Source organism: Bacillota bacterium, assembly GCA_030705925.1.
Taxonomy (GTDB): domain Bacteria; phylum Bacillota; class Clostridia; order Oscillospirales; family Feifaniaceae; genus JAUZPM01.
In genome coordinates, this window is the sequence record JAUZPM010000037.1 from 1 (window position 1) to 20,434 (window position 20,434).

Genomic DNA, 20,434 nt, shown 5'->3' on the forward strand with positions numbered 1-20,434 from the left:
GCAGCCTAAAAATTACAGGGGTTAAACTATGCTCTTTTAAATTCGAGTTTTCTTACCTTAAGGATATATTTAAACTTTGGGGCAATAATCATTATGTAGCCTAAATTTACTTTTGGAGGTAAGAAAATGGGAATAGTGAATAATGCTATTGACAAGTATCAGAAATGCATTGACGCCTGCAACAGATGTGCACAGGCATGCGTCGAATGTATGAACATGTGTCTTAATGAGCCGGATGTAGGTGCAAGGGTTAAGTGCATTTCAACGCTTAGCGAATGCGCAGAGATTTGCAAAATGTCCGTAACATTCATGTCAATGGATGCAAAACATGCGGCAGATGTTTGCAAGATATGTGAAACGGTTTGCAATGAGTGCGCAAACGACTGCGGGATGTTTAAAGACGATCACTGCAAAAAGTGCTCGGATGAATGCCGTAACTGTGCAAATGAATGCAAAATGATGTCGACAGCTAAAACTTATGCTTAATAATCCCGCAATATAAAATAGGATTTTACTAATATGATGAACTTAAAAGGTGCGTTTCAGACCATGGAAACGCACTTTTTAAATATTATAAATTATTAAAACTCAAGTAGGCAAAAGATATAATTTTCTAAAAAGTTATCTAATTGACTAAAAATATATACGGTGCTATACTATTTATCTATATAAGTATAAATTTTCAAATATAATGGCAAACTATGCCGGAAAAGAATTGGAGGTTAAGCATGTTTCTTTCCGACAAGTGGCAGGATTTTGAAGTTATAGATACAAGCAGCGGCGAAAAGCTTGAACGCTTTGGTAAATATATATTAGTCCGTCCTGACCCTCAGGTAATATGGGAAACACCGCGTAATGATCCACGCTGGCAAAAACCTGACGCACATTACTTCCGCTCTGCAACGGGAGGCGGGAAATGGGAATTTTACAGCCTTCCTCAGATATGGCAGATCCATTATCATGAGCTTACATTCAATTTAAAGCCTATGAGTTTTAAGCACACCGGCGTATTTCCTGAGCAGGCCGTTAATTGGGATTTTTGCATGGAAAAGATAAAAAAAGCCGGGAGACCAATTAAAGTGCTGAACCTTTTTGCATATACCGGAGGGGCAACAATTGCATGCGCGAAAGCGGGCGCATCCGTATGTCATGTGGACGCGGCAAAAGGCATGGTGTTATGGGCTAAAGAAAATGCGAAGTCATCAGGGCTTGAAAATGCTCCGATACGATATATCGTTGACGACTGTAAGAAGTTTATAGAACGCGAAATACGCCGCGGCAACACATATGACGCTATAATAATGGATCCTCCCTCATACGGAAGGGGACCTGGAGGCGAGGTCTGGAAGCTTGAAGAAAGCCTTTTCGGACTTGTTGATTTATCGGCTCAGGTTTTAAGTGACAATCCATTATTCTATCTTCTTAATTCATATACCACCGGTTTATCCGCATCGGTAATGCGATATATGCTTGGAGTGACACTTTGCAAGCGGTTCGGCGGCACTGTAAAGGCTGACGAGGTTGGCCTCCCGGTAACTGCATCGGGGTATGAACTGCCGTGCGGTTCAACAGCAATCTGGCAGCTTACGGAGGAACAATGAGCAATATTATAGAAATAAAAGATCTCAAATTTTCATATGATCTTGAAAGACCGCTTGAAACACAGGCTCTAACGGGTGTTTCGCTAAATGTGAAAAAAGGTGAGTTCCTTGCTGTGATAGGGCATAACGGAAGCGGAAAGTCAACTCTTGCAAAGCATTTGAACGGCATATTGATACCGACTTCGGGGACAGTGACAGTCGAGGGAATGGATACTAAAAACGAGGAAACTATTTTTGATATTCGCCAGCGTGTTGGGATGGTCTTTCAAAATCCCGACAACCAGATTGTCGCAACTATCGTTGAGGAAGATGTTGCGTTTGGCCCCGAGAACCTCGGAGTTGAGCCTAAAAAGATACGTCAGAGAGTGGATAGCGCGCTTGAAACTGTCGGACTTTCGGAATATAAAACTCATGCGCCGCATAAGCTTTCAGGCGGGCAGAAACAGCGGCTGGCAATCGCCGGTATAATTGCAATGCGCCCCGAGTGCATCGTTTTGGATGAACCGACCGCAATGCTGGACCCGGTTGGTCGCAAAGAAGTTCTTTCAACTATTAAAAAGCTGAATCGCGAAGAGGGAATAACGATCGTTCTTATAACTCATTACATGAATGAGGCGGCAGACGCCGATCGTATTGTAGTAATGGATAAAGGCGTTATTTATATGCAGGGCTCGCCCCGTGAGGTATTCGCGAAGGTCGGCGAACTTGAACGCATAGGACTTGAAGCTCCGCAGGTGACGACACTGCTTCACCGCTTGTCTGAAGAGGGATTGGATGTTACACAGGGTGCTGTTAATGTTTCAGAATGCGTTGAAATACTGACAGGCATGCTTACAGAGTGCAGGGCGGAGGATTAAAGTGTCAAAGATCAAAACAGAAAGCCTGACATATATTTACGGCGAAAAAACACCTTATGAAAAAAAAGCCGTGCAGGATGTCAGCATTGAGATAGAAGAAGGAGAATTCATCGGGCTTATTGGCCACACAGGAAGCGGAAAATCAACACTTGTTCAGCATCTTAACGGTCTGGTAAAACCAACCTCAGGGAAGATTTATATAGATGGAAAGGATATGTGGAGCAAGGAGACTGATATCCGGGCAGTCCGCAATAAAGTCGGGCTTGTATTTCAATATCCAGAATATCAGCTGTTTGAAGAAACAGTTTATAAAGATATTGCCTTTGGCCCGACAAATATGGGACTTTCTGAAGAAGAAGTAAGGAAAAATGTAGAAGAGGCAGCTTCGATTGTCGGGCTTAGGAAAGAGCTTTTGGAGAAATCTCCGTTTGAACTGTCGGGAGGACAAAAAAGGCGTGTAGCTATAGCTGGCGTTATGGCAATGAAGCCGCAAGTGCTGGTTTTGGATGAGCCGACAGCAGGGCTTGACCCAAGGGGGCGTGACGAGATTCTTGCCCGTATAAAAGATTACTATAAAACCATGAGAACAACGGTTGTACTCGTTTCGCACAGCATGGAGGATATTGCGAAAAATGCGACAAAAGTCCTCGTGATGAATCATTCACGCGTTTTTATGTTTGCTGAAGTCAGCGAAGTTTTTGCTCATGCAGATGAAATATCTAAAATAGGGCTGGAAGTTCCACAGATTACGAAAGTATTTATGGGGCTTAAAAAGAACGGTATTGATGTGAACACATCGATTTATACAGTTTCGCAAGCTGTAAGTGAAATAAAACGGTATATGGCTGGAGGACGGAAAAATGCTTAAAGACATTACTCTTGGGCAGTTTTTTCCGGGGAATTCAGCAATACACAAGCTTGATCCGCGGGCGAAACTGATACTTACTTTATTATATATTGTCTTGTTGTTTATAACTGCTAACTATTATGGATTTATCATTGCGGCTATACTTTTGTGCTATGTTATAGCATCATCGAGGATCTCGTTCAGACTTATTTATAAAAGTGTAAAGCCTTTGGTTTTCATAATGATATTTACAGGTGTGCTCAATATGTTGTACACACAGGGCACGCCGATTTTTAAGATATGGATACTTACAGTTACTTATGAAGGCTTGTCTTCAGCCATATTTATGATACTGAGACTTGTTTTTCTCGTTGTGGGCACTTCGATGCTGACTTATACCACTTCGCCTATCATGCTGACAGATGGTCTGGAAAGGCTTATGAATCCATTAAAAAAGATACATTTTCCTGCTCATGAGCTGTCGATGATGATGACGATCGCTTTAAGGTTTATTCCTACTTTGATAGAGGAAACAGAGAAAATAATCAATGCGCAAAAGGCAAGAGGTGCCGATTTTGAAACAGGTAACATAATTCGGCGCGCCAAAGCTCTGATCCCGGTTCTTGTTCCGATGTTCATATCCGCTTTTAGAAGAGCAGATGAGCTTGCAATAGCTATGGAATGCCGCTGTTATCACGGAGGTGAGGGAAGAACAAGGATGAAAAGCATGCAAATGCAGGGCCGTGATTTTATTGCATTTGCTGTAATGGTTATTTCATTTACAGGCGTTATTGCGCTGAATATAATTTTATGAGTAAAAATGTTCTGCTTAAACTTTCGTTTGATGGAACCGATTTTCACGGATTTCAGGTTCAGAAAAATGCCGTTACTATACAGGAGACGCTTCAAAACGGGCTTGAGGAATTACTTCAGTACAGACCGCCTGTGACTGGATGCAGCAGGACTGATTCGGGCGTGCATGCCCGTGAATATTATTGCATATTTCCACTGGAAAAAGAGTTTTCACTTCATAAGCTGCCGGCGGCACTGAATGTATATCTGCCAGACAGCATTTCAACTTGCGGAGCAGCTTATGCAGATGAGGGATTCCACCCGCGTTACAGTGCGATTTGGAAAGAATATACCTATCATATCTGGAACAGCAGGGTTCGTAATCCTTTCCTTGATAGATACAGTGCCTTTTGCCCATATAAACTTGATATACCATCGATGCAGAGAGCTGCGGGTGCATTTATAGGAAAAAAAGATTTTAAAGGTTTTATGGCAAGCGGGAGCACGGTAAAAGATACTGTAAGGGAAATTTTCCGCTGTGACTTAAATCAAAATGGATATGAGATTATTCTTACCATAAGGGCTGATGGTTTCTTATATAATATGGTGAGAATAATCGCGGGAACGCTTATGGACATCGGGGCTGGAAAACTTAAAGAAGCCGATATTGCAGAAATCATTAAATCATGCGACAGGTCGAAAGCTGGTAAAACGGCTCCGGCAAAAGGATTATTTTTAAATACCGTTTACTATGGAAAGGATATTGATTTTGCATGAAAGATAAATACCCTCCGGCGTTGCCGGGAGAGGAAACGGACGAAGATGATATCAAAATCGATTTAAAAGCGCTTGCAATCAGGAAACGCGCTCTAACCAAACGAACAGTAATTGCTCTGCTGTTAATAATCGCCGGCGTATGTGTTTTTATTTTTAGCGATAATATTAATCTTTATGGACTGAGAAGGCTTCTAAACATATTCAACAGCAGCCAGCCGACAACAGATTATGCTAACCCGGGCTCAGAAATTACATACGACATGGTAGACGAAAATAAATTTGATTATTATAATGGAAATGTCGCGATTCTATCCCGTAATGGTCTAGAACTTTACAATAGCCATGGAGATGAGCTTTTAAAGCAGGATCTCAATTTTCAATCTCCTTCAATGCAAAGTACACATAAATATCTTTTGACCTTCGATAGGAATGGAAATAACGTTAAAATATTTAACAGCTATATGCTTGTGCATGATTTAACATTTAATGGGGAAATTATTACAGCAAAAATGAATGAAAATGGTTATTTTGCCGTCGCTTCGAAGGAAAAGAATTATAAAGGCGTTGTAACTGTATATAATTCAAATTTTGAAAAGGTTTATGAATGGTACTCTGCAGATCGCTATATAAGTGATGTCGATGTATCACCAGACAACAAACTACTTGCTGTATCCGTATTTGACGGGACAGGGGGGCAGGTTCAAACATCTGTAATGACGTTCAGCTTGCATCAGCCTGACCCCATCGGCGAAGTTTCTGGTATAGACGGGCTTGCTTTTTCAATAGATTTTAAAAAAGATAAACGGCTTCATATACTTACTGATTCGGCATTGTATGTAACTGATGATTATAAAAAAGCGACTAAAGCGTTTGATTTTTCAAATAAATACCTGACTTATTTTACAATAGATGATCCAAACAACACAGTCATGATAATAGGAAGACAATTATCTGATGGTGTTGGAACTCTGGTGATTGCCGATACATCGGGCAAGACGGTGAAGAGTGAGGAAATAACAAGTACAATTAAATCTGTTGACGCAATCGGCAACAGTGTCGCAGTTCTTACAAATGACAGTGTGCTCATGTATAATAGTCTCGGAGCACTCAAAAACACTGCTTCAGCGCCTTCTGATGCAAAAAAAGTTAAACTTACAGATGGCGGGGGAGCGATTCTATTTAGGCTTGACAAGGTATCATTTCTAAAATAAATCTAAAATCCGGCAGGCCGCACGCCGTCAACAAGCGGCAGCCGCATATAGGCGGCTTATGGAGAAAATATGAAAAAACCGACTCTTGCAGACTTACTTAAAAATGACATGAACAGATACGCTTTGGTAACAGCAATTGCCAAACGCGCCCGTGAAATTCAAGAGCAGGCAGAACGAACCGGAACACATTTAAGTGAAAAGCCTGTAATTCTTGCCACAGACGATATATACTGCGGCAGGGTAAAGGTGATTGAAAAATAATCGTCTGATCCGGAAGGCGGAAGATTTCATGCGTATTGCCAAAGTTGTTTTGGACAATATGAATATTGCGGTAGATCGAGAGTTTGACTATTTGGTGCCGGAACAGTTTTATGATACAGCTTTGCCCGGATGCAGGGTTCTTGTGCCGTTTGGCAAGGGGAATGCAACACGGGAAGGGCTGATTTTAGAACTTGTTAACGACAGTAAACATGACAAGCTTAAGAACATTACAGCTGTTATTGATGAAGAACCTGTAATTTCGCTTGAACTTGCGAGCCTTGCACGCTTTTTAAAAGGCCGCTGTTTTTGCACCTACTACGATGTAATCAAGGCTATACTTCCCGTGGGTGTGCGTGTTACTCTAAAAAAAATGTATACGCTTAACCGTGGCATGTTTTCACCTGTCACTGATGCAGAAGAAATCACTGTTTTAAACCTTTTAAGACGGCGAAAAAGCTGTGATGACGAAAAACTGTCTTCGCTTGCCGGCTTTGATGTGAAACCTGCGCTGAAAAGGCTTTGCAAAGCGGGAATTGTTGCTGAAAGTGAGCAGACTGTTCAAAACGCTGATGATGCTTACAGAAAGTGCGCAAAATTAATTGTATCATCAGAAGAAGTTGCAGAATATCTTTCGGTATCTAAAAATGCAAAAAAGCATAAAAAAGTGCTTGATATTCTGTTATCAGGGGATATGGTTCCTGTAAACGAACTCAGTTATCTCGCAGGTGTTTCAAACGGGGTAATCTCTACCCTTGAAAAGTATGGGATGCTTGAAACTTTTGATATTGAAGTTTTGAGGACACCATATGGAAGCAAATCAAAGACTGACACAAGCGAGCTTGTATTAAATGAAGAGCAGGAAAACGCGTTTAATGGTCTTAAAAATTTATATGAAGAGAAAAAAGCGGCAGTTTCACTGCTTTACGGCGTAACAGGAAGCGGAAAAACGCATGTTTATATGAAACTCATAGACTATGCGCTAAATAAGGGGGATAATGCACTGCTTCTTGTCCCTGAAATATCACTTACCCCTCAGGTAACAGACTTGTTTTTTGCTCGTTATGGCGATATAGTGGCTGTTATGCACAGCGGGATGTCTGCCGGGGAGAGGTTCGACGAATGGAAACGAGTGCGCAGGGGTGAAGCTCGAATAGTTATCGGAACACGATCTGCTGTCTTTGCCCCGTTTGACAAGCTGAGGCTGATTATTATCGATGAGGAGCAGGAAGCGACATATAAGTCCGAAAACAGTCCAAGATACCATGCACGCGATGTTGCAAAGTTTAGAATAGCAAAAAATAACGGACTCCTATTGCTCTGTTCGGCAACCCCGTCCGTTGAATCTTACGCTTATGCAAAAAATGGCCGCTATCATCTTTTTGAAATGGAAAAGAGATACGGTGGAAACGGATTGCCGCAAGTTCATATTGCCGATCTGACCCGTGAACAAAAAAACGGTAATAATTTTCTTATAGGAAGTTTGCTTCAAAGAGAACTGAAAAAAAATCTCGAGAATGGTGAACAAAGCATCATTTTCTTAAATCGCAGAGGATATAATACTTTTGTGGGATGCCGCAGCTGTGGCTATGTTGTTATGTGCCCGCACTGCAGTATTTCGATGACGTTTCATACTGCTAACGGGATGCTGATGTGCCACTATTGCGGTCATACGGAAGAGGTTAAAACAGTCTGTCCGTCATGCGGGGAAGCCAATATCCGATATTTTGGCGCAGGTACACAGCGTATTGAAGAAGAACTGCATCATCTCTTGCCCGATGCACGGACTGTGAGGATGGATCTTGATACTACTAATTACAAGATGTCTCACGAAAAAATTCTAGGGGAATTTCGTGAAGGATTATATGATATACTCATAGGAACACAGATGGTCACTAAAGGACTTGATATCCCTAACGTGACCCTTGTCGGGGTCGTACTTGCCGATTTAATGTTATTTTCTGATGATTTCAGGGCTGCTGAACGGTCGTTCTCAATGCTTACACAGGTGTTCGGCAGAGCAGGCAGGGCAAAGCGGCCTGGGCGCGCTGTTGTTCAGACATATAATCCGGAGAATTCTGTTATCGGGATGGCAAAGCGTCAGGATTACAAATCATTTTTTAAAGAGGAGATTGCGTTTAGGAAACTGATGAAATTTCCGCCTTTTTGCGATATATATCAGATTTCATTCGTGGGAACTAATGAAGAAGAAGTAAAAGAATGCGCTTTTAAAGTGAATGAAAATATAGCTGAAGAGTTCAAGGTTACGCAGAGAAAGAATGTTGTGCTTTATAATCCATCACAGTCGGCAATTTTTAAAATAAATAATAAGTACAGGTATAAAATTCTTATCAAATGCAGGGGTGACGAAACTCTTCGGGCATTTTTACATAATTTGCAGACTTCTTTTTATAAAGAAAGTCGTTATAAAGATGTTTCTATGCTGATTGATTTTAATCCGCAAATCATACTATAGAGGTGAAAAGATGGCAATTAGAAAAATAGTTTTAAAAGGTGACGAAGTGCTGTCAAAAGTATGCCGTCCGGTTGAAAAATTCGATAAAAGGCTTGCTGATCTGATCGATGATATGGCAGATACGCTTAAAGAGTCTAATGGAGTTGGTCTTGCCGCTCCGCAGGTTGGTGTTTTAAAACGCATCGTAGTAATAGACACAGGTGAAAAGATGCTTGAACTTGTGAATCCTGAAATAATTGAAACTGAGGGTGAACAGCACAATCTTGAGGGGTGCCTTTCAATGCCTGAGCTTTACTGTATCACTTCCCGTCCGCAAAAAGTTAAAATACGTGCATTTGACAGAAACGAGAACTTGTATGAATATGAGGGCGAGGATCTTATTGCACGCGCTTTCTGCCACGAAACAGATCATTTAAACGGTATTTTAATTACCGATGTTTATACTCCGCTGACTGAAGAAGAACTGGATGCATACTTAAAACGTGAGGAATAATAAATGAGAGTAATGTTTATGGGAACGCCTGAATTTGCCGTGCCGACGCTCGAGATGCTCGTAAACACAGAACAAGTAGTAGCGGTTATTACCCAGCCAGACAAGCCGCAGGGCAGACGTATGACACTGACACCGCCTGCAGTAAAAGTTTTTGCCGAGGCGTCAGGCATTCCTGTATATCAGCCGCAAACCCTAAAGGATAAAGCAATTTTACCGTTATTAGACTCTTGTAGGCCTGAGCTTATTGTTGTGGTTGCCTATGGGAAGCTTCTTCCCGAATATGTCTTGAATTTCCCGAAATATGGCTGCATAAATGTTCATGCGTCACTTCTTCCTTCTTATCGGGGCGCAGGCCCTATTCAATGGGCAGTCATCAATGGTGAAAAGGAAACAGGCGTTACGACGATGTACATGGCTAAGGGGCTTGACACTGGAGATATTATCTTAAAAAGAGCTATTGAAATACTGCCGGAAGAGACTGCCGGAGAACTGCATGACAGATTAATGGTGCTTGGTGCAGATACAATGCGTGAAACGCTTGACCTAGTAAAAGGCGGCGATGTTCCGGCGCAAAAACAGGATGATTCAGTTTCATCATATGCTCCTATGCTTGATAAAAATATTGCTTCTATCGATTTTTCAAAAACAGCCAAAGAGGTGCATGATCTTATCCGAGGGCTAAATCCGTGGCCGATCGCATATTCGTTTTACAGGGGCAAAAAGATAAAAGTGTTTACATCCTTTATTGACAGCAATATAAAACTTGAGCCTAGTATAGCAGCTGCAACAGATAAAGGTATTGCCGTAGGATGCGGAGACGGACAAGCGATTATATTTACAGAGGTTCAGCTTGAAGGCGGAAAACGCATGAGTGCAAATCTTTTTCTTGTAGGACATTCTGTCGAACCTAACGAAAGTTTAAAAAAATTAGAGGGATAAATTATGTGGTCACAGTATTACATGAGTTATTATATATATGTTTTGCCGATCGTTCTTATTGCAATGTGGGCATCGGCAAATGTAAATTCCACATATAAGAAATACAGCCGTGTTATGTCCCATTCCGGAAGATCTGGGCGCGATGCTGCTGAAATGATCCTTAGGGAAAACAACATTTATGATGTTGAAATAGAAAGTATACCGGGAAATCTGACCGATCATTATGATCCCCGTGTTAAGAAAATACGCCTTTCAGGCGATATTTATGGAAGCAGATCCGTGGCTGCGCTGGGGATCGCAGCACATGAGGCGGGGCATGCGGTTCAGCACGCGTCAGGCTATGCCCCTCTTAAACTTAGAAATGCAATAATTCCTGTTACAAATATAGGTTCCAATCTTGCGATACCGCTTGTAATTTTAGGAATAATACTTTCAGCTCCGGTATTTGTAAATTTTGGAATAGCTCTTTTTACTTTTGCCGTTATTTTTCAGCTTCTTACATTGCCTGTTGAGATAAACGCAAGCAGAAGGGCAGTTGCGGCACTTGAACAGTCTTATACACTTGATGAAGAAGAACTTAAAATGACTAAAAAGGTGCTGACTGCTGCGGCACTTACTTACGTTGCGGCACTTGCCGTTGCTCTTGCGAATCTGTTCCGACTTTTAATGCTTGCTCAAGGCGGAAGGGACAGAAGATGAACGATGGCCGCTCTGTTGCTTTAAAAGTTCTGACACGTATGGAACGTGATAAGGCATATGCTTCGCTGGCACTCGATGCCGAACTTGATAGAAACAGCGGGATTCCTCAAGTCGACCGTGCTCTTGCAACTGAACTGATTTACGGTACAGTTTCGCGCAGCACGAGCCTTGATTATTTTATAAAAACCCTTTCATCTGTTCCGATGAATAGAATGTCCCCTGGCATTTTAGCGGTTTTAAGGATGTCATTATATCAGCTCATTTATCTTGATAAGATTCCCCCCTCAGCTGCCTGCAACGAGGGTGTACGGCTTGCAAAAACTGTTGGAGGTCAAAAATCCGGCGGATTTGTCAATGCTGTACTCAGAAGCTTTCTGCGCCGGAAGGATGAACTTTTGCAGAGTTTTGAGAAGGAACCTTTATGGGTGCGCTATTCGGTATCGAAGGATATTGCCGAAATTATTGGAAACCAGTATGGTGAACAGGCGGAAGATATTTTAAGGGCTATGTTTATGAAACCTTTTCTTTCTCTTTCCGTCAATACAATTAAGACAGATGCGCTGACGCTTGCAGAAAAGCTTGGCGGGAATAAGACAGACGAAGATATGGTTGTGATTGGTCGGTCAGGAGACGTACGTTCGCTTTATGGATTTGATGATGGGTTATTCTTTGTTCAAGATAGGTCATCTGCAGAAGCCGTACATGTGCTTGACCCAAAAGAAGGAGATACGGTCATTGATTTATGCGCTGCTCCCGGCGGCAAGTCATTTAAAGCTGCAATCATGATGAAAAATAAAGGCAGGATATTGTCTTTTGATATACATGAAAGCAAGATGAGCCTTATTAATAATAGCGCAAAAAGGCTGGGTCTCTCAATAATTGATTCTAGGGTTCATGACGCGGGTATTTATGATCCGTCTCTTTTAGATATTGCAGACAAGATAATCTGTGACGTGCCGTGTTCGGGGCTTGGTGTTATCGCTAAGAAGCCTGATATCCGTTACAAAACTTATGAAAGCATAGAAGCTTTGACATCCACACAGCTTTCGATACTTAAAAATGCGGCTAAATATGTTAAGAATGGCGGAGATATCGTTTATTCTACCTGCACAATAAATAAGCATGAAAATGAGGATATTATTGATAAATTCCTTACCGATAACGGTAAGTTCAAACTGAATGAAATAAAGACGTTATTGCCTGACGGGCAAAAAGACGGATTTTTTTATGCAAAGCTTCATAAATGCTGAAAGGCGGCATAATGGATAAGATCGATTTAAAAAGCCTAAGTTTTGACGAATTATCAGAGTTTCTAAAGTCAGAAGGAGAGCCAGCTTTCAGAGCAAAACAGGTTTTTTCTTGGCTTTATAAAGGGGTAACATCTTTTAGTGAGATGACAAACCTTTCGAAAGCTCTTCGGGAGAAACTTTCGGAAAAATGTTATATAAATATCCTTGAAATAGAGAAAAAGCAGGTATCGAAAATCGATGGTACGATAAAATATCTGTTCAGACTTATGGATGGCGAACATATCGAGACGGTAGTCATGAAATATGAGCATGGCAACACGGTATGTATATCTACTGAAGTAGGCTGTGCAATGGGATGCGCGTTTTGCGCATCATGCCTTGGCGGGCTTGTGAGACGTCTTACACCGTCGGAAATGATTGACCAGATTATGTTTGCCTCAAAAGATTCAGGTTATCATATAGACAATATTGTGCTAATGGGTATCGGGGAACCGCTTGATAACTTTGACAACGTGATAAAATTTTTATATAATGTAAATCATAAAGACGGACTAAATATTGGAATGAGGCATATTTCCCTCTCGACCTGCGGTCTTGTGCCCATGATCGATAAACTTGCCGAATATGACTTTCAGTTAACACTTTCAGTGTCTCTGCATGCTTCGGAAAATGAACGGCGCAGCTCTATTATGCCGGTCAACCGAAGATATAACATAGATGAATTGATGGCTGCGTGCCGCCGCTATTTTGACAAGACCGGAAGACGAATATCATTTGAATATGCGATAATAAGCGGTGTTAATGATTCGACTGATGATGCGCGCCGCCTTGCAGGTCTTATACACAGCATGGCTGCGCACGTCAATATAATTCCTGTAAATAGCGTCGCTGAACGCGGCTTTGTAAAGCCCGCCGCGGATAAAATAGATGCTTTTATAAATGTATTAGAAAAACATGGCATCAACGCAACAGTCCGCCGCAGACTCGGAGCGGATATCGATGCAGCTTGCGGACAGCTGCGCCATAAGCAGACGCAACAACAGTAGGAGGAAACATATGAAAGTTTTTGGCATGACTGATATCGGACTTTCACGCAAAATCAATCAGGACACATTTTTAACGGAGAAAATTAAAAATGTGACTCTTGCTTTTGTTTGTGACGGTATGGGCGGTCCTGGTGGCGGTGAGATTGCAAGCGAAACTGCCAAAGAATCATTTTTAAAAAAGTTTGCGGCTGCTTATAGTGAATCGGATTCATCACAGGCAATCAAGCATAAAATAATGACAATATTCAATGAAATAAATAAAGAGATCATTCATAGGTCTTTTGAAAGTGAATTGCTTGCCGGTATGGGGACAACTATAGTCGGGTTTGTTACGGACGGCAGCAGAGCGCTTTTCTTTAATATTGGGGACAGCCGCGCTTATCTAGTGCGTGAAGACACTATAAATCAGATCACTAAAGATCATTCTGTAGTACAGCGCTTAATGGACGAAGGAAAGATCGACAGAAGTGAAATGAAGAATCACCCTCAAAAGAATATAATCACACGTGCTCTTGGCGCGTATGAGTTCATAGAGCCTGATTTTTATGAGCTGGATCTGAAGAAGGGTGACTTTATTCTTTTATGTTCAGACGGCCTTACTAACGAGGTTGATGAACATGAGATTCTGTTTGAAATTACTACCGGCGGTTCACCGGAAAAAACGGTGCAGCAGCTTATAGACATTGCAAACGGTCGCGGCGGAGCGGATAATATTACGGCCGTGCTAATGTGCATATAACTGGGGAGGCAATATTTTGGATAATTTAACAGGAAAAATAATAAACTCCAGATATCGCATCCAAAGTGTTTTAGGCGTTGGCGGCATGTCGGTCGTATACAAGGCTGTCGATCTTACCACCGATGAAACTGTCGCCATTAAAGTGCTTAAAAATGAATTTTTAAATGATTCTCAGTTCCGAAATCGTTTTAAAACAGAGTCAAAAGTAATCGAAATGCTTTCGAGCCCCAATATAGTCAAGATATATAACGTCGGATTTAACGACGATCTTTACTATATCGTAATGGAATGTATAGACGGCATCACCCTTAAACAATATATTGAACAGCAGGGTAAGCTTACCTGGCGTGAAACGCTTTACTTTATTACACAGATATTGAAGGCGCTAAGCCATGCGCATGAAAGAGGTATTGTTCACCGTGATATAAAGCCTCAGAATATCATGCTTTTGCATGACGGAACGATCAAAGTCACCGACTTTGGAATTGCACGCATGCCCGGCAACCAAACAAACACGATAACAGACAGGGCTATCGGGTCCGTGCATTATATAAGTCCAGAGCAGGTAAGCGGTGAGAAAACCGATGAAAGAAGCGATCTCTACGCAGTCGGTATAATGATGTACGAGATGCTGACAGGAAAGGTGCCGTTTGACGCGGAAAACCCTGTTTCTGTCGCGCTTATGCAGATGCAGAACAAGCCAAAGCCTCCTAAAGAGCTAGTTGAAGACCTGCCGGTCGGACTTGAAGAAATAGTCTTAAAGGCTATGTCTAAAAATCCTGAGAACCGTTATCCGACAGCAAGAGCCTTTTTAGAGGATATTGAGAAGTTTAAGCAAAATCCCAGTATAGTTTTCGAATATAAATATTTTCCTGATGATGATAAAAAATTCGGTAAGGCTATCGATAATGTGAAAAACCGCGAAAGCTCGCCTGAGAAGAAAAAAACTGCAACATGGGCTCTAGCTGGAACAATAACAGCTCTTGTACTCATCGCAGCGGGAGTTATTGGCGCGCTTGTTGCGGGCGGAGGAAAAAAGGCCTCATCGGATATAGCAGTTCCTAATTTGATCGGACAATCTTATGACAGTGTCCGGGCTAATCAGGAATATAAGAATTTTAACATTATAGAATCTCAAACAGCTAATAACAACGACTATGATGAAGGGGTAATTTTTGCTCAAAGTCCGTCTTCAGGTATGACAGTTAAAAAGGGTGCCGATATACGTGTTTCTGTCAGCCTTGGAAAGAAAAAAGTCACAGTTCCTAATCTGGCAAACTTCGATTACAGGCAAGCATGCATAGACCTTGACAAAATCAATCTGAAGTATGAAATAGCAAGAGAATACAACGATACTGTTATGTCTGATTATGTTATTCGCACCGATCCGGGGGCTAGTCAGGAAGTCAATGAGGGTGATACGATTAAAATTTACGTTTCACTGGGCAAAGAGATAAAAAAAGTCAAGGTTCCTAAGCTTGTTGATGGCACTGAAGAAGATGCAAAAAAGGCACTTGAAAGCCAAAAACTTGTCAGCAATGTAACTACAGTTGAAAGCGATAAACCAAAAGGCACGGTAATTTCTCAAAGTATCCCTGCTGATAGTGAAGTCGACGAGGGGACAGTAGTTGGCTTCCAAGTAAGCGACGGGTCTAAAGCACCGAAAACTCAGAAAATCACAATAAGCCTGCCTACTAATAAAGAAAGCGTTTTAGTTGAAGTTTACCAAAGCGGCAAGCTTGTATACAATGCGGCTCACCAGACAAGCGAAAAATATGTAGAAGTTGAACTAAGCGGCAATGGTACGCAGACAGTAGAAATTTATATTGACGGTACGCTTCAGCGCGCAATGTCAATTGTATTTGATTAAGGAGCGCTCTGCATGCCTGAAGGTAAGATTCTAAAAGGCGTATCTGGAAGCTATACAGTAAAAACTGATGCAGGTGTCTTAATCTGCAAACCAAGGGGAATATTCAGAAAAGATGGGATAACTCCTTTGGCAGGAGATAATGTCATTGCTCAGAATTTAAGTGAAACCGAAGGGATAATTGACGAAATCCTGCCCAGAAAGAATGCACTGACCAGGCCGCCTGTTGCAAATCTTGATATCCTTTTTGTAATTATTGCAGTGGAAAAACCTGATCCGTCTCCGATTGTGATAGATAAGCTTATTGCGTTATGCGAACAAAATGATATCGAGCCGATAATATGTATAAATAAAATCGATTTAAAGCAGGAATGTGGACTTTTTGAAGTGTACAAAAAAGCAGGGTTTCATACATTCCAGACCTCGGCGGCAAACTGTGAAGGCATAGATAGTATATTTTCATATATATCTAAAAAAGTATGCGCATTTGCGGGAAGCTCTGGTGTCGGGAAAACGAGTCTATTAAATTGTCTCGGCCTAAAAACGTCGGAGGGTGTTGGTGCAGTAAGTGCAAAAACAGCTAGGGGAAAACATACGACGCGGCATGTAGAACTTTTTGAGTTGAATGACGGTTTTATTGCGGATACACCGGGTTTTCAGGATCTATCTTTTGAATCTATTCAGAGTGTTTCAAAAGAAAACGTTCAGTTTTTGTTTCGTGAGTTTGCTCCGCTTATCGGTAATTGCCGTTTTCATGACTGCAGTCATATGAATGAGCCTGACTGTGCGGTTAAAAAAGCAGTAGAAAATGGTGAAGTCGCAGTTTCAAGGTATGAAAGTTATACCTCATTATTTACAGAAATAAAAAACAGAAGGCCTTCATGGGGCTAAACATTCAGTTACATTAATCACAAAATAAAAATACCTCCATATACTGTAATGAACGTATAAAAGGGAGGTATTTTTTTGTATTACTATAAAAATTTATGCGCTATAGCGGTTATTGCACTTGGCGTTGGCATCCTGACAAGCTTCTTCCTCCCGTCGCTTGTGCTGGTGGGAATAGTTACGATAATATTGATCGCAATCGGAATTTGTATTTTAAAAATATAATATCGCTTATGACTGAGGAGGAGATTATATGAAGATCTATTGTTTCAAGATGCCTAGGTTTATCAGCTGGCTTTTTTTCAGAAAAAAAGATAAGGATTAATAATCTTACATAGAGACAAAACTGTTTTATTGCAGTTTTGTCTTTGATTTTATGGTTGCAATTGTTTTTATCAACAGTTATAATGATTTATGGCGAAAAAACGTAAAAAATAAATTTTAGAGAGGAGTAAAACCATGAGCCCCGACCCTAGCCGAAGTAGAAGGGTACAAGTTAATATTAGTTATTGCCGGGGCGGGTTATACTCGTTTTAATTTGCCTGCCCTGACAAAGAAAGGGTGAGCAAAATGATAAAGTTTTACAAAACTATCGACGGAAAAATCACTCAGCTCGACAGCTTTGAACAGGGCTGTTGGGTCAATGCGGTATGCCCAAATGAGGATGAAGTAAATTATCTTATCAATGAATTAGGGCTTGTCAGCGAGTTCGTCAGGTCTTCGCTTGATGAGGAAGAGACATCGCGTATCGACACAGAAGAAGAGCAGAACCTTATAATGATAGACGTTCCAGTTTACCAGAGCACGGATAATGTCGTTAGTTATTTCACAATCCCAATAGGTATTATTTTTGCCGAAAAAAATCTTATTACAATATGTTTAAAAGAAAATACTGTTCTGAAAGACTTTGCTGAAGGACTAGTAAAAAATGTGGATACAGCTTTTAGAACGCAGTTTGTTCTTTATATAATGCTGCGTTCTGCGATGAGATTTCATCAGTACTTAAAGCAAATCGAAAAAGTGTCGTCATTTATTGAAAGACAGCTGCATTTATCGACAAAAAATAAAGAGCTTATTCAGCTTCTCGATCTTCAAAAATCACTGGTATATTTTTCAACGTCTTTAAAGGCGGATGAAATAACTATGCAGAAAATTTTCAGAGGACGAGTTATCAAACTCTATGAAGAGGATCAGGATCTGCTTGACGATGTATTGATCGAGACTAAACAGGCTATAGAAATGACCGAAATCTATCAAAGCATTCTTACAGGAACATCTGATGCATTCGCATCTATCATATCAAATAACCTTAATATTGTTATGAAGGTTCTTACTTCTATTACAATAATCATGGCGATTCCAACGATGATTTCTAGCTTTTACGGCATGAATGTAAATGGAATTCCGTTTTCATCTTTCTATTTCCCACTATCACTATCACTGGTGTTTTCTTTTGTTGCCTTTATTATACTTAAAAGAAAAAAACTGCTGTAAATACTGTATTATATAGTAATATGTCGAAAAGTATACTTTTTTGACTTGTTAAAAGCCGCCGTTATTGGCGGCTTTTTTAATAATTTTCAAAGCGAACGGGGAAAATACAGGTACTAATGTATTTGTGAGGGATCGCTTTGATAGAGAATGACAGCTTTTTTTACACGTTCGGAAAGAATGTAGCCGGTGATGTCAAAGTATCGCACATAAAGCCAGTTAATAAACTTGAAGCAGAGGTTAGAGGCTCGCTTCGTATGATACAGGAAACATATAAAAAGGCACTTGAGGACGCGCAAAAAGGTAATAGATTATTAGTGCCTTACGAGTGGATCTATGATAATTATCATATTGCTGCCAAAGCTGCTAAAATGGCGTTGATGCAGATGGCGGCAACAAAACGTCTGCCGGCTGTGTCTGAAGGAGAACGCAGAGGTTTTCCTGCTATTTATGTTTATACAAGGCTTTATTTAAAGGGCAACTCGTGCCGTTTCGAAGAAGACAGCATGGCGCAGTTCCTTTCCGGTGTACAGGAAATCAAGGAAATTAAGAGTGAAGAGCTTTGGAATTTAAGCGTTATTTGCCGTGCTGCCCTAATATCGCTTTTAGGCGAGGTTTGTGACGAAGTATTAAATGGTGAGGGCGCAAATCCTGAAAATGCTCAAAATAGTGCCAGGTATATAGAGAATATTATTAAAAGTTTACGCGAACTTTCGACTTATGAGTTTGATGATCTGTACAAAAAGGCTAGTGTAGTTGAGAAACTCCTTTTAGCTGATCCGTCAGGTATTTATGGAAATATGAGCGAAAGCAGCAAAAGTATTTACCGTTATAAAATTTGCGAAATGGCTAAAAAACTGCGCTTGCCGGAATCTAAAATTGCAAGAGAAGCTCTTGAACAGGCTCAAAAAGGTAAAGATGAACGTTCAAGGCATATTGGGACGTATATATTAAAAGAAAAAAAAGAAAATCGATTAAAAGGAAGTGTTTACATTTTCCTTTTAGTTTTGCTTCCTTTTTTGCTTTCAGCTTGGACTTATGGATATTGCGATGATTTGGTTTTATCGGTTCTTTTATATTTTCCGTATTTTGAAATATGCAAAATCATAATCGAATATTTTGCAGCTAAATTAGTGCCTGTATTCGGACTGCCTCGTCTTGATTTGAAGGAAGGGATTCCGGATAACGCTAAAACGCTTGTTGTGATTTCAGTATTGATAACATCGGCTGGTAAAATTGCGGATTTTAAAAATAAACTTGAACGATTTTATTATTCCAATAGGGATAAAAATATTACGTTCGGTATCCTTGCAGATTTTAAAGACAGTGCTGCGCCGGAGTCAGACAGTGACTCGATGCTGAAAGAAACGCTTATAAACACATTTAATGCTATGAATCAGCAGTATCAAAACGAGCCTTTTGCCCTGTTTTTAAGATCGAGAGTTTACAGTAAAACTGAAAATAAATATATGGGATGGGAGCGTAAACGCGGAGCTATAGCAGAACTTTTACGTTTCATTAAGGGCGAAGGAACAACAATCGATACTTTTGTCGGAAACAAGGCGAATATCTCAAAAGTCAGATACGTCGTTACAGTCGATTCTGATACAAACCTGCGCATCGACAGCGTTCGACAGCTTGTATTTACAATGCTCCACCCTCTGAACCATGCGGTAATAGACAATAAAAAGGGGATAGTGACCGATGGCTATGGCATCCTCCAGCCGCGTGTGGACACTGATATTAATTCTGCACAGAAAACAAGGTTTGCAAAAATAATGGCAGGTCTAGGCGGTATCGACACTTACGATAACGCTTCATTTGATATTTATCAATCATTATTTGGTGAGGGGAATTTCTGCGGAAAAGGGATACTGGATGTTGACGTTTGCCATAAAGTTTTAGATAATACACTTCCTGAGGGCAGGATATTGAGCCACGATATAATAGAGGGTTGCTGCGTTCGAACAGGCATTGCAGGAGATATTGAACTCACTGACAGCTTTCCGTCGACGCCTTCAGCATATTTTGACAGGAATCATAGATGGATCAGAGGAGACATTCAAAATCTTGCTTTTATATTTAAAAAGGGAAAAGTTTATTTTTCTCCTTTGTCTAAATGGAAGATCGCTGATAATGCTCGAAGGGAACTGACACCGGCAATATCTGTGATAGCCCTTATCTGGTGCATATTATCGGGATA

20 protein-coding genes are annotated in these 20,434 nt (G+C 40.7%); all 20 read left to right on the forward strand.

Annotated features, from left to right (window positions below):
* Positions 1–126: 126 nt before the first annotated feature.
* Positions 127–486 carry a four-helix bundle copper-binding protein gene (locus tag Q8865_06995; protein ID MDP4153164.1) on the forward strand — a complete coding sequence of 120 codons (360 nt, stop codon included), beginning with the start codon at positions 127–129 and terminating at the stop codon, positions 484–486.
* A 242-nt stretch (positions 487–728) separates the two neighbouring features.
* Entirely contained in the window at positions 729–1,601 is an 873-nt protein-coding gene (locus Q8865_07000) for a class I SAM-dependent methyltransferase (protein MDP4153165.1), read from the forward strand.
* Positions 1,598–2,458 (forward strand): energy-coupling factor transporter ATPase, encoded by an 861-nt coding sequence (locus tag Q8865_07005; GenBank protein MDP4153166.1) that lies wholly within the window; start codon positions 1,598–1,600, stop codon positions 2,456–2,458. The genes Q8865_07000 and Q8865_07005 overlap by 4 nt, the downstream gene beginning before the upstream one ends.
* Position 2,459: 1 nt before the next feature.
* On the forward strand, positions 2,460–3,326 hold the full coding sequence (locus Q8865_07010) for an energy-coupling factor transporter ATPase (protein ID MDP4153167.1): 867 nt from the start codon (positions 2,460–2,462) through the stop codon (positions 3,324–3,326).
* On the forward strand, positions 3,319–4,119 hold the full coding sequence (locus tag Q8865_07015; GenBank protein ID MDP4153168.1) for an energy-coupling factor transporter transmembrane component T: 801 nt from the start codon (positions 3,319–3,321) through the stop codon (positions 4,117–4,119). The genes Q8865_07010 and Q8865_07015 overlap by 8 nt, the downstream gene beginning before the upstream one ends.
* Positions 4,116–4,874 (forward strand): tRNA pseudouridine(38-40) synthase TruA, encoded by a 759-nt coding sequence (gene truA / locus Q8865_07020; GenBank protein MDP4153169.1) that lies wholly within the window; start codon positions 4,116–4,118, stop codon positions 4,872–4,874. The genes Q8865_07015 and truA overlap by 4 nt, the downstream gene beginning before the upstream one ends.
* Positions 4,871–6,085 carry a DUF5711 family protein gene (locus Q8865_07025; protein ID MDP4153170.1) on the forward strand — a complete coding sequence of 405 codons (1,215 nt, stop codon included), beginning with the start codon at positions 4,871–4,873 and terminating at the stop codon, positions 6,083–6,085. Before truA ends, Q8865_07025 begins: the two co-directional genes overlap by 4 nt.
* A gap of 69 nt (positions 6,086–6,154) precedes the next feature.
* Positions 6,155–6,346, forward strand: coding sequence for a DNA-directed RNA polymerase subunit omega (rpoZ, locus tag Q8865_07030; protein MDP4153171.1), 192 nt, complete (start codon positions 6,155–6,157; stop codon positions 6,344–6,346).
* A 28-nt stretch (positions 6,347–6,374) separates the two neighbouring features.
* Complete coding sequence (gene priA, locus Q8865_07035; GenBank protein MDP4153172.1) at positions 6,375–8,819, forward strand: primosomal protein N'; 2,445 nt, start codon at positions 6,375–6,377, stop codon at positions 8,817–8,819.
* Positions 8,820–8,829: 10 nt separating this feature from the next.
* Positions 8,830–9,312: a peptide deformylase gene (def, locus tag Q8865_07040; protein MDP4153173.1), complete on the forward strand. Its 483-nt coding sequence runs from the start codon at positions 8,830–8,832 to the stop codon at positions 9,310–9,312.
* Between the two features lie 3 nt (positions 9,313–9,315).
* On the forward strand, positions 9,316–10,251 hold the full coding sequence (gene fmt / locus Q8865_07045; GenBank protein MDP4153174.1) for a methionyl-tRNA formyltransferase: 936 nt from the start codon (positions 9,316–9,318) through the stop codon (positions 10,249–10,251).
* Positions 10,252–10,254: 3 nt separating this feature from the next.
* Complete coding sequence (locus tag Q8865_07050) at positions 10,255–10,950, forward strand: zinc metallopeptidase (GenBank protein ID MDP4153175.1); 696 nt, start codon at positions 10,255–10,257, stop codon at positions 10,948–10,950.
* Positions 10,947–12,200 carry a 16S rRNA (cytosine(967)-C(5))-methyltransferase RsmB gene (gene rsmB / locus Q8865_07055; GenBank protein MDP4153176.1) on the forward strand — a complete coding sequence of 418 codons (1,254 nt, stop codon included), beginning with the start codon at positions 10,947–10,949 and terminating at the stop codon, positions 12,198–12,200. The genes Q8865_07050 and rsmB overlap by 4 nt, the downstream gene beginning before the upstream one ends.
* Before the next feature lie 11 nt (positions 12,201–12,211).
* Positions 12,212–13,246, forward strand: coding sequence for a 23S rRNA (adenine(2503)-C(2))-methyltransferase RlmN (rlmN, locus tag Q8865_07060; protein ID MDP4153177.1), 1,035 nt, complete (start codon positions 12,212–12,214; stop codon positions 13,244–13,246).
* Between the two features lie 10 nt (positions 13,247–13,256).
* A complete protein-coding gene (locus Q8865_07065) occupies positions 13,257–13,985 on the forward strand; it encodes a Stp1/IreP family PP2C-type Ser/Thr phosphatase (GenBank protein ID MDP4153178.1) in 729 nt (242 codons plus the stop codon).
* Positions 13,986–14,001: 16 nt separating this feature from the next.
* Complete coding sequence (locus Q8865_07070) at positions 14,002–15,855, forward strand: protein kinase (protein ID MDP4153179.1); 1,854 nt, start codon at positions 14,002–14,004, stop codon at positions 15,853–15,855.
* 12 nt (positions 15,856–15,867) lie between these two features.
* Entirely contained in the window at positions 15,868–16,743 is an 876-nt protein-coding gene (gene rsgA / locus Q8865_07075) for a ribosome small subunit-dependent GTPase A (protein ID MDP4153180.1), read from the forward strand.
* Between the two features lie 75 nt (positions 16,744–16,818).
* The gene (locus Q8865_07080; GenBank protein ID MDP4153181.1) at positions 16,819–16,965 is read left to right on the forward strand and encodes a hypothetical protein; all 147 of its coding nucleotides are present in this window, start codon (positions 16,819–16,821) and stop codon (positions 16,963–16,965) included.
* A 345-nt stretch (positions 16,966–17,310) separates the two neighbouring features.
* Positions 17,311–18,234 (forward strand): magnesium transporter CorA family protein, encoded by a 924-nt coding sequence (locus Q8865_07085; GenBank protein MDP4153182.1) that lies wholly within the window; start codon positions 17,311–17,313, stop codon positions 18,232–18,234.
* Positions 18,235–18,371: 137 nt separating this feature from the next.
* Positions 18,372–20,434, forward strand: a 2,063-nt coding sequence (locus Q8865_07090; GenBank protein MDP4153183.1) for a hypothetical protein, incomplete at its 3' end; no start/stop codon positions are given.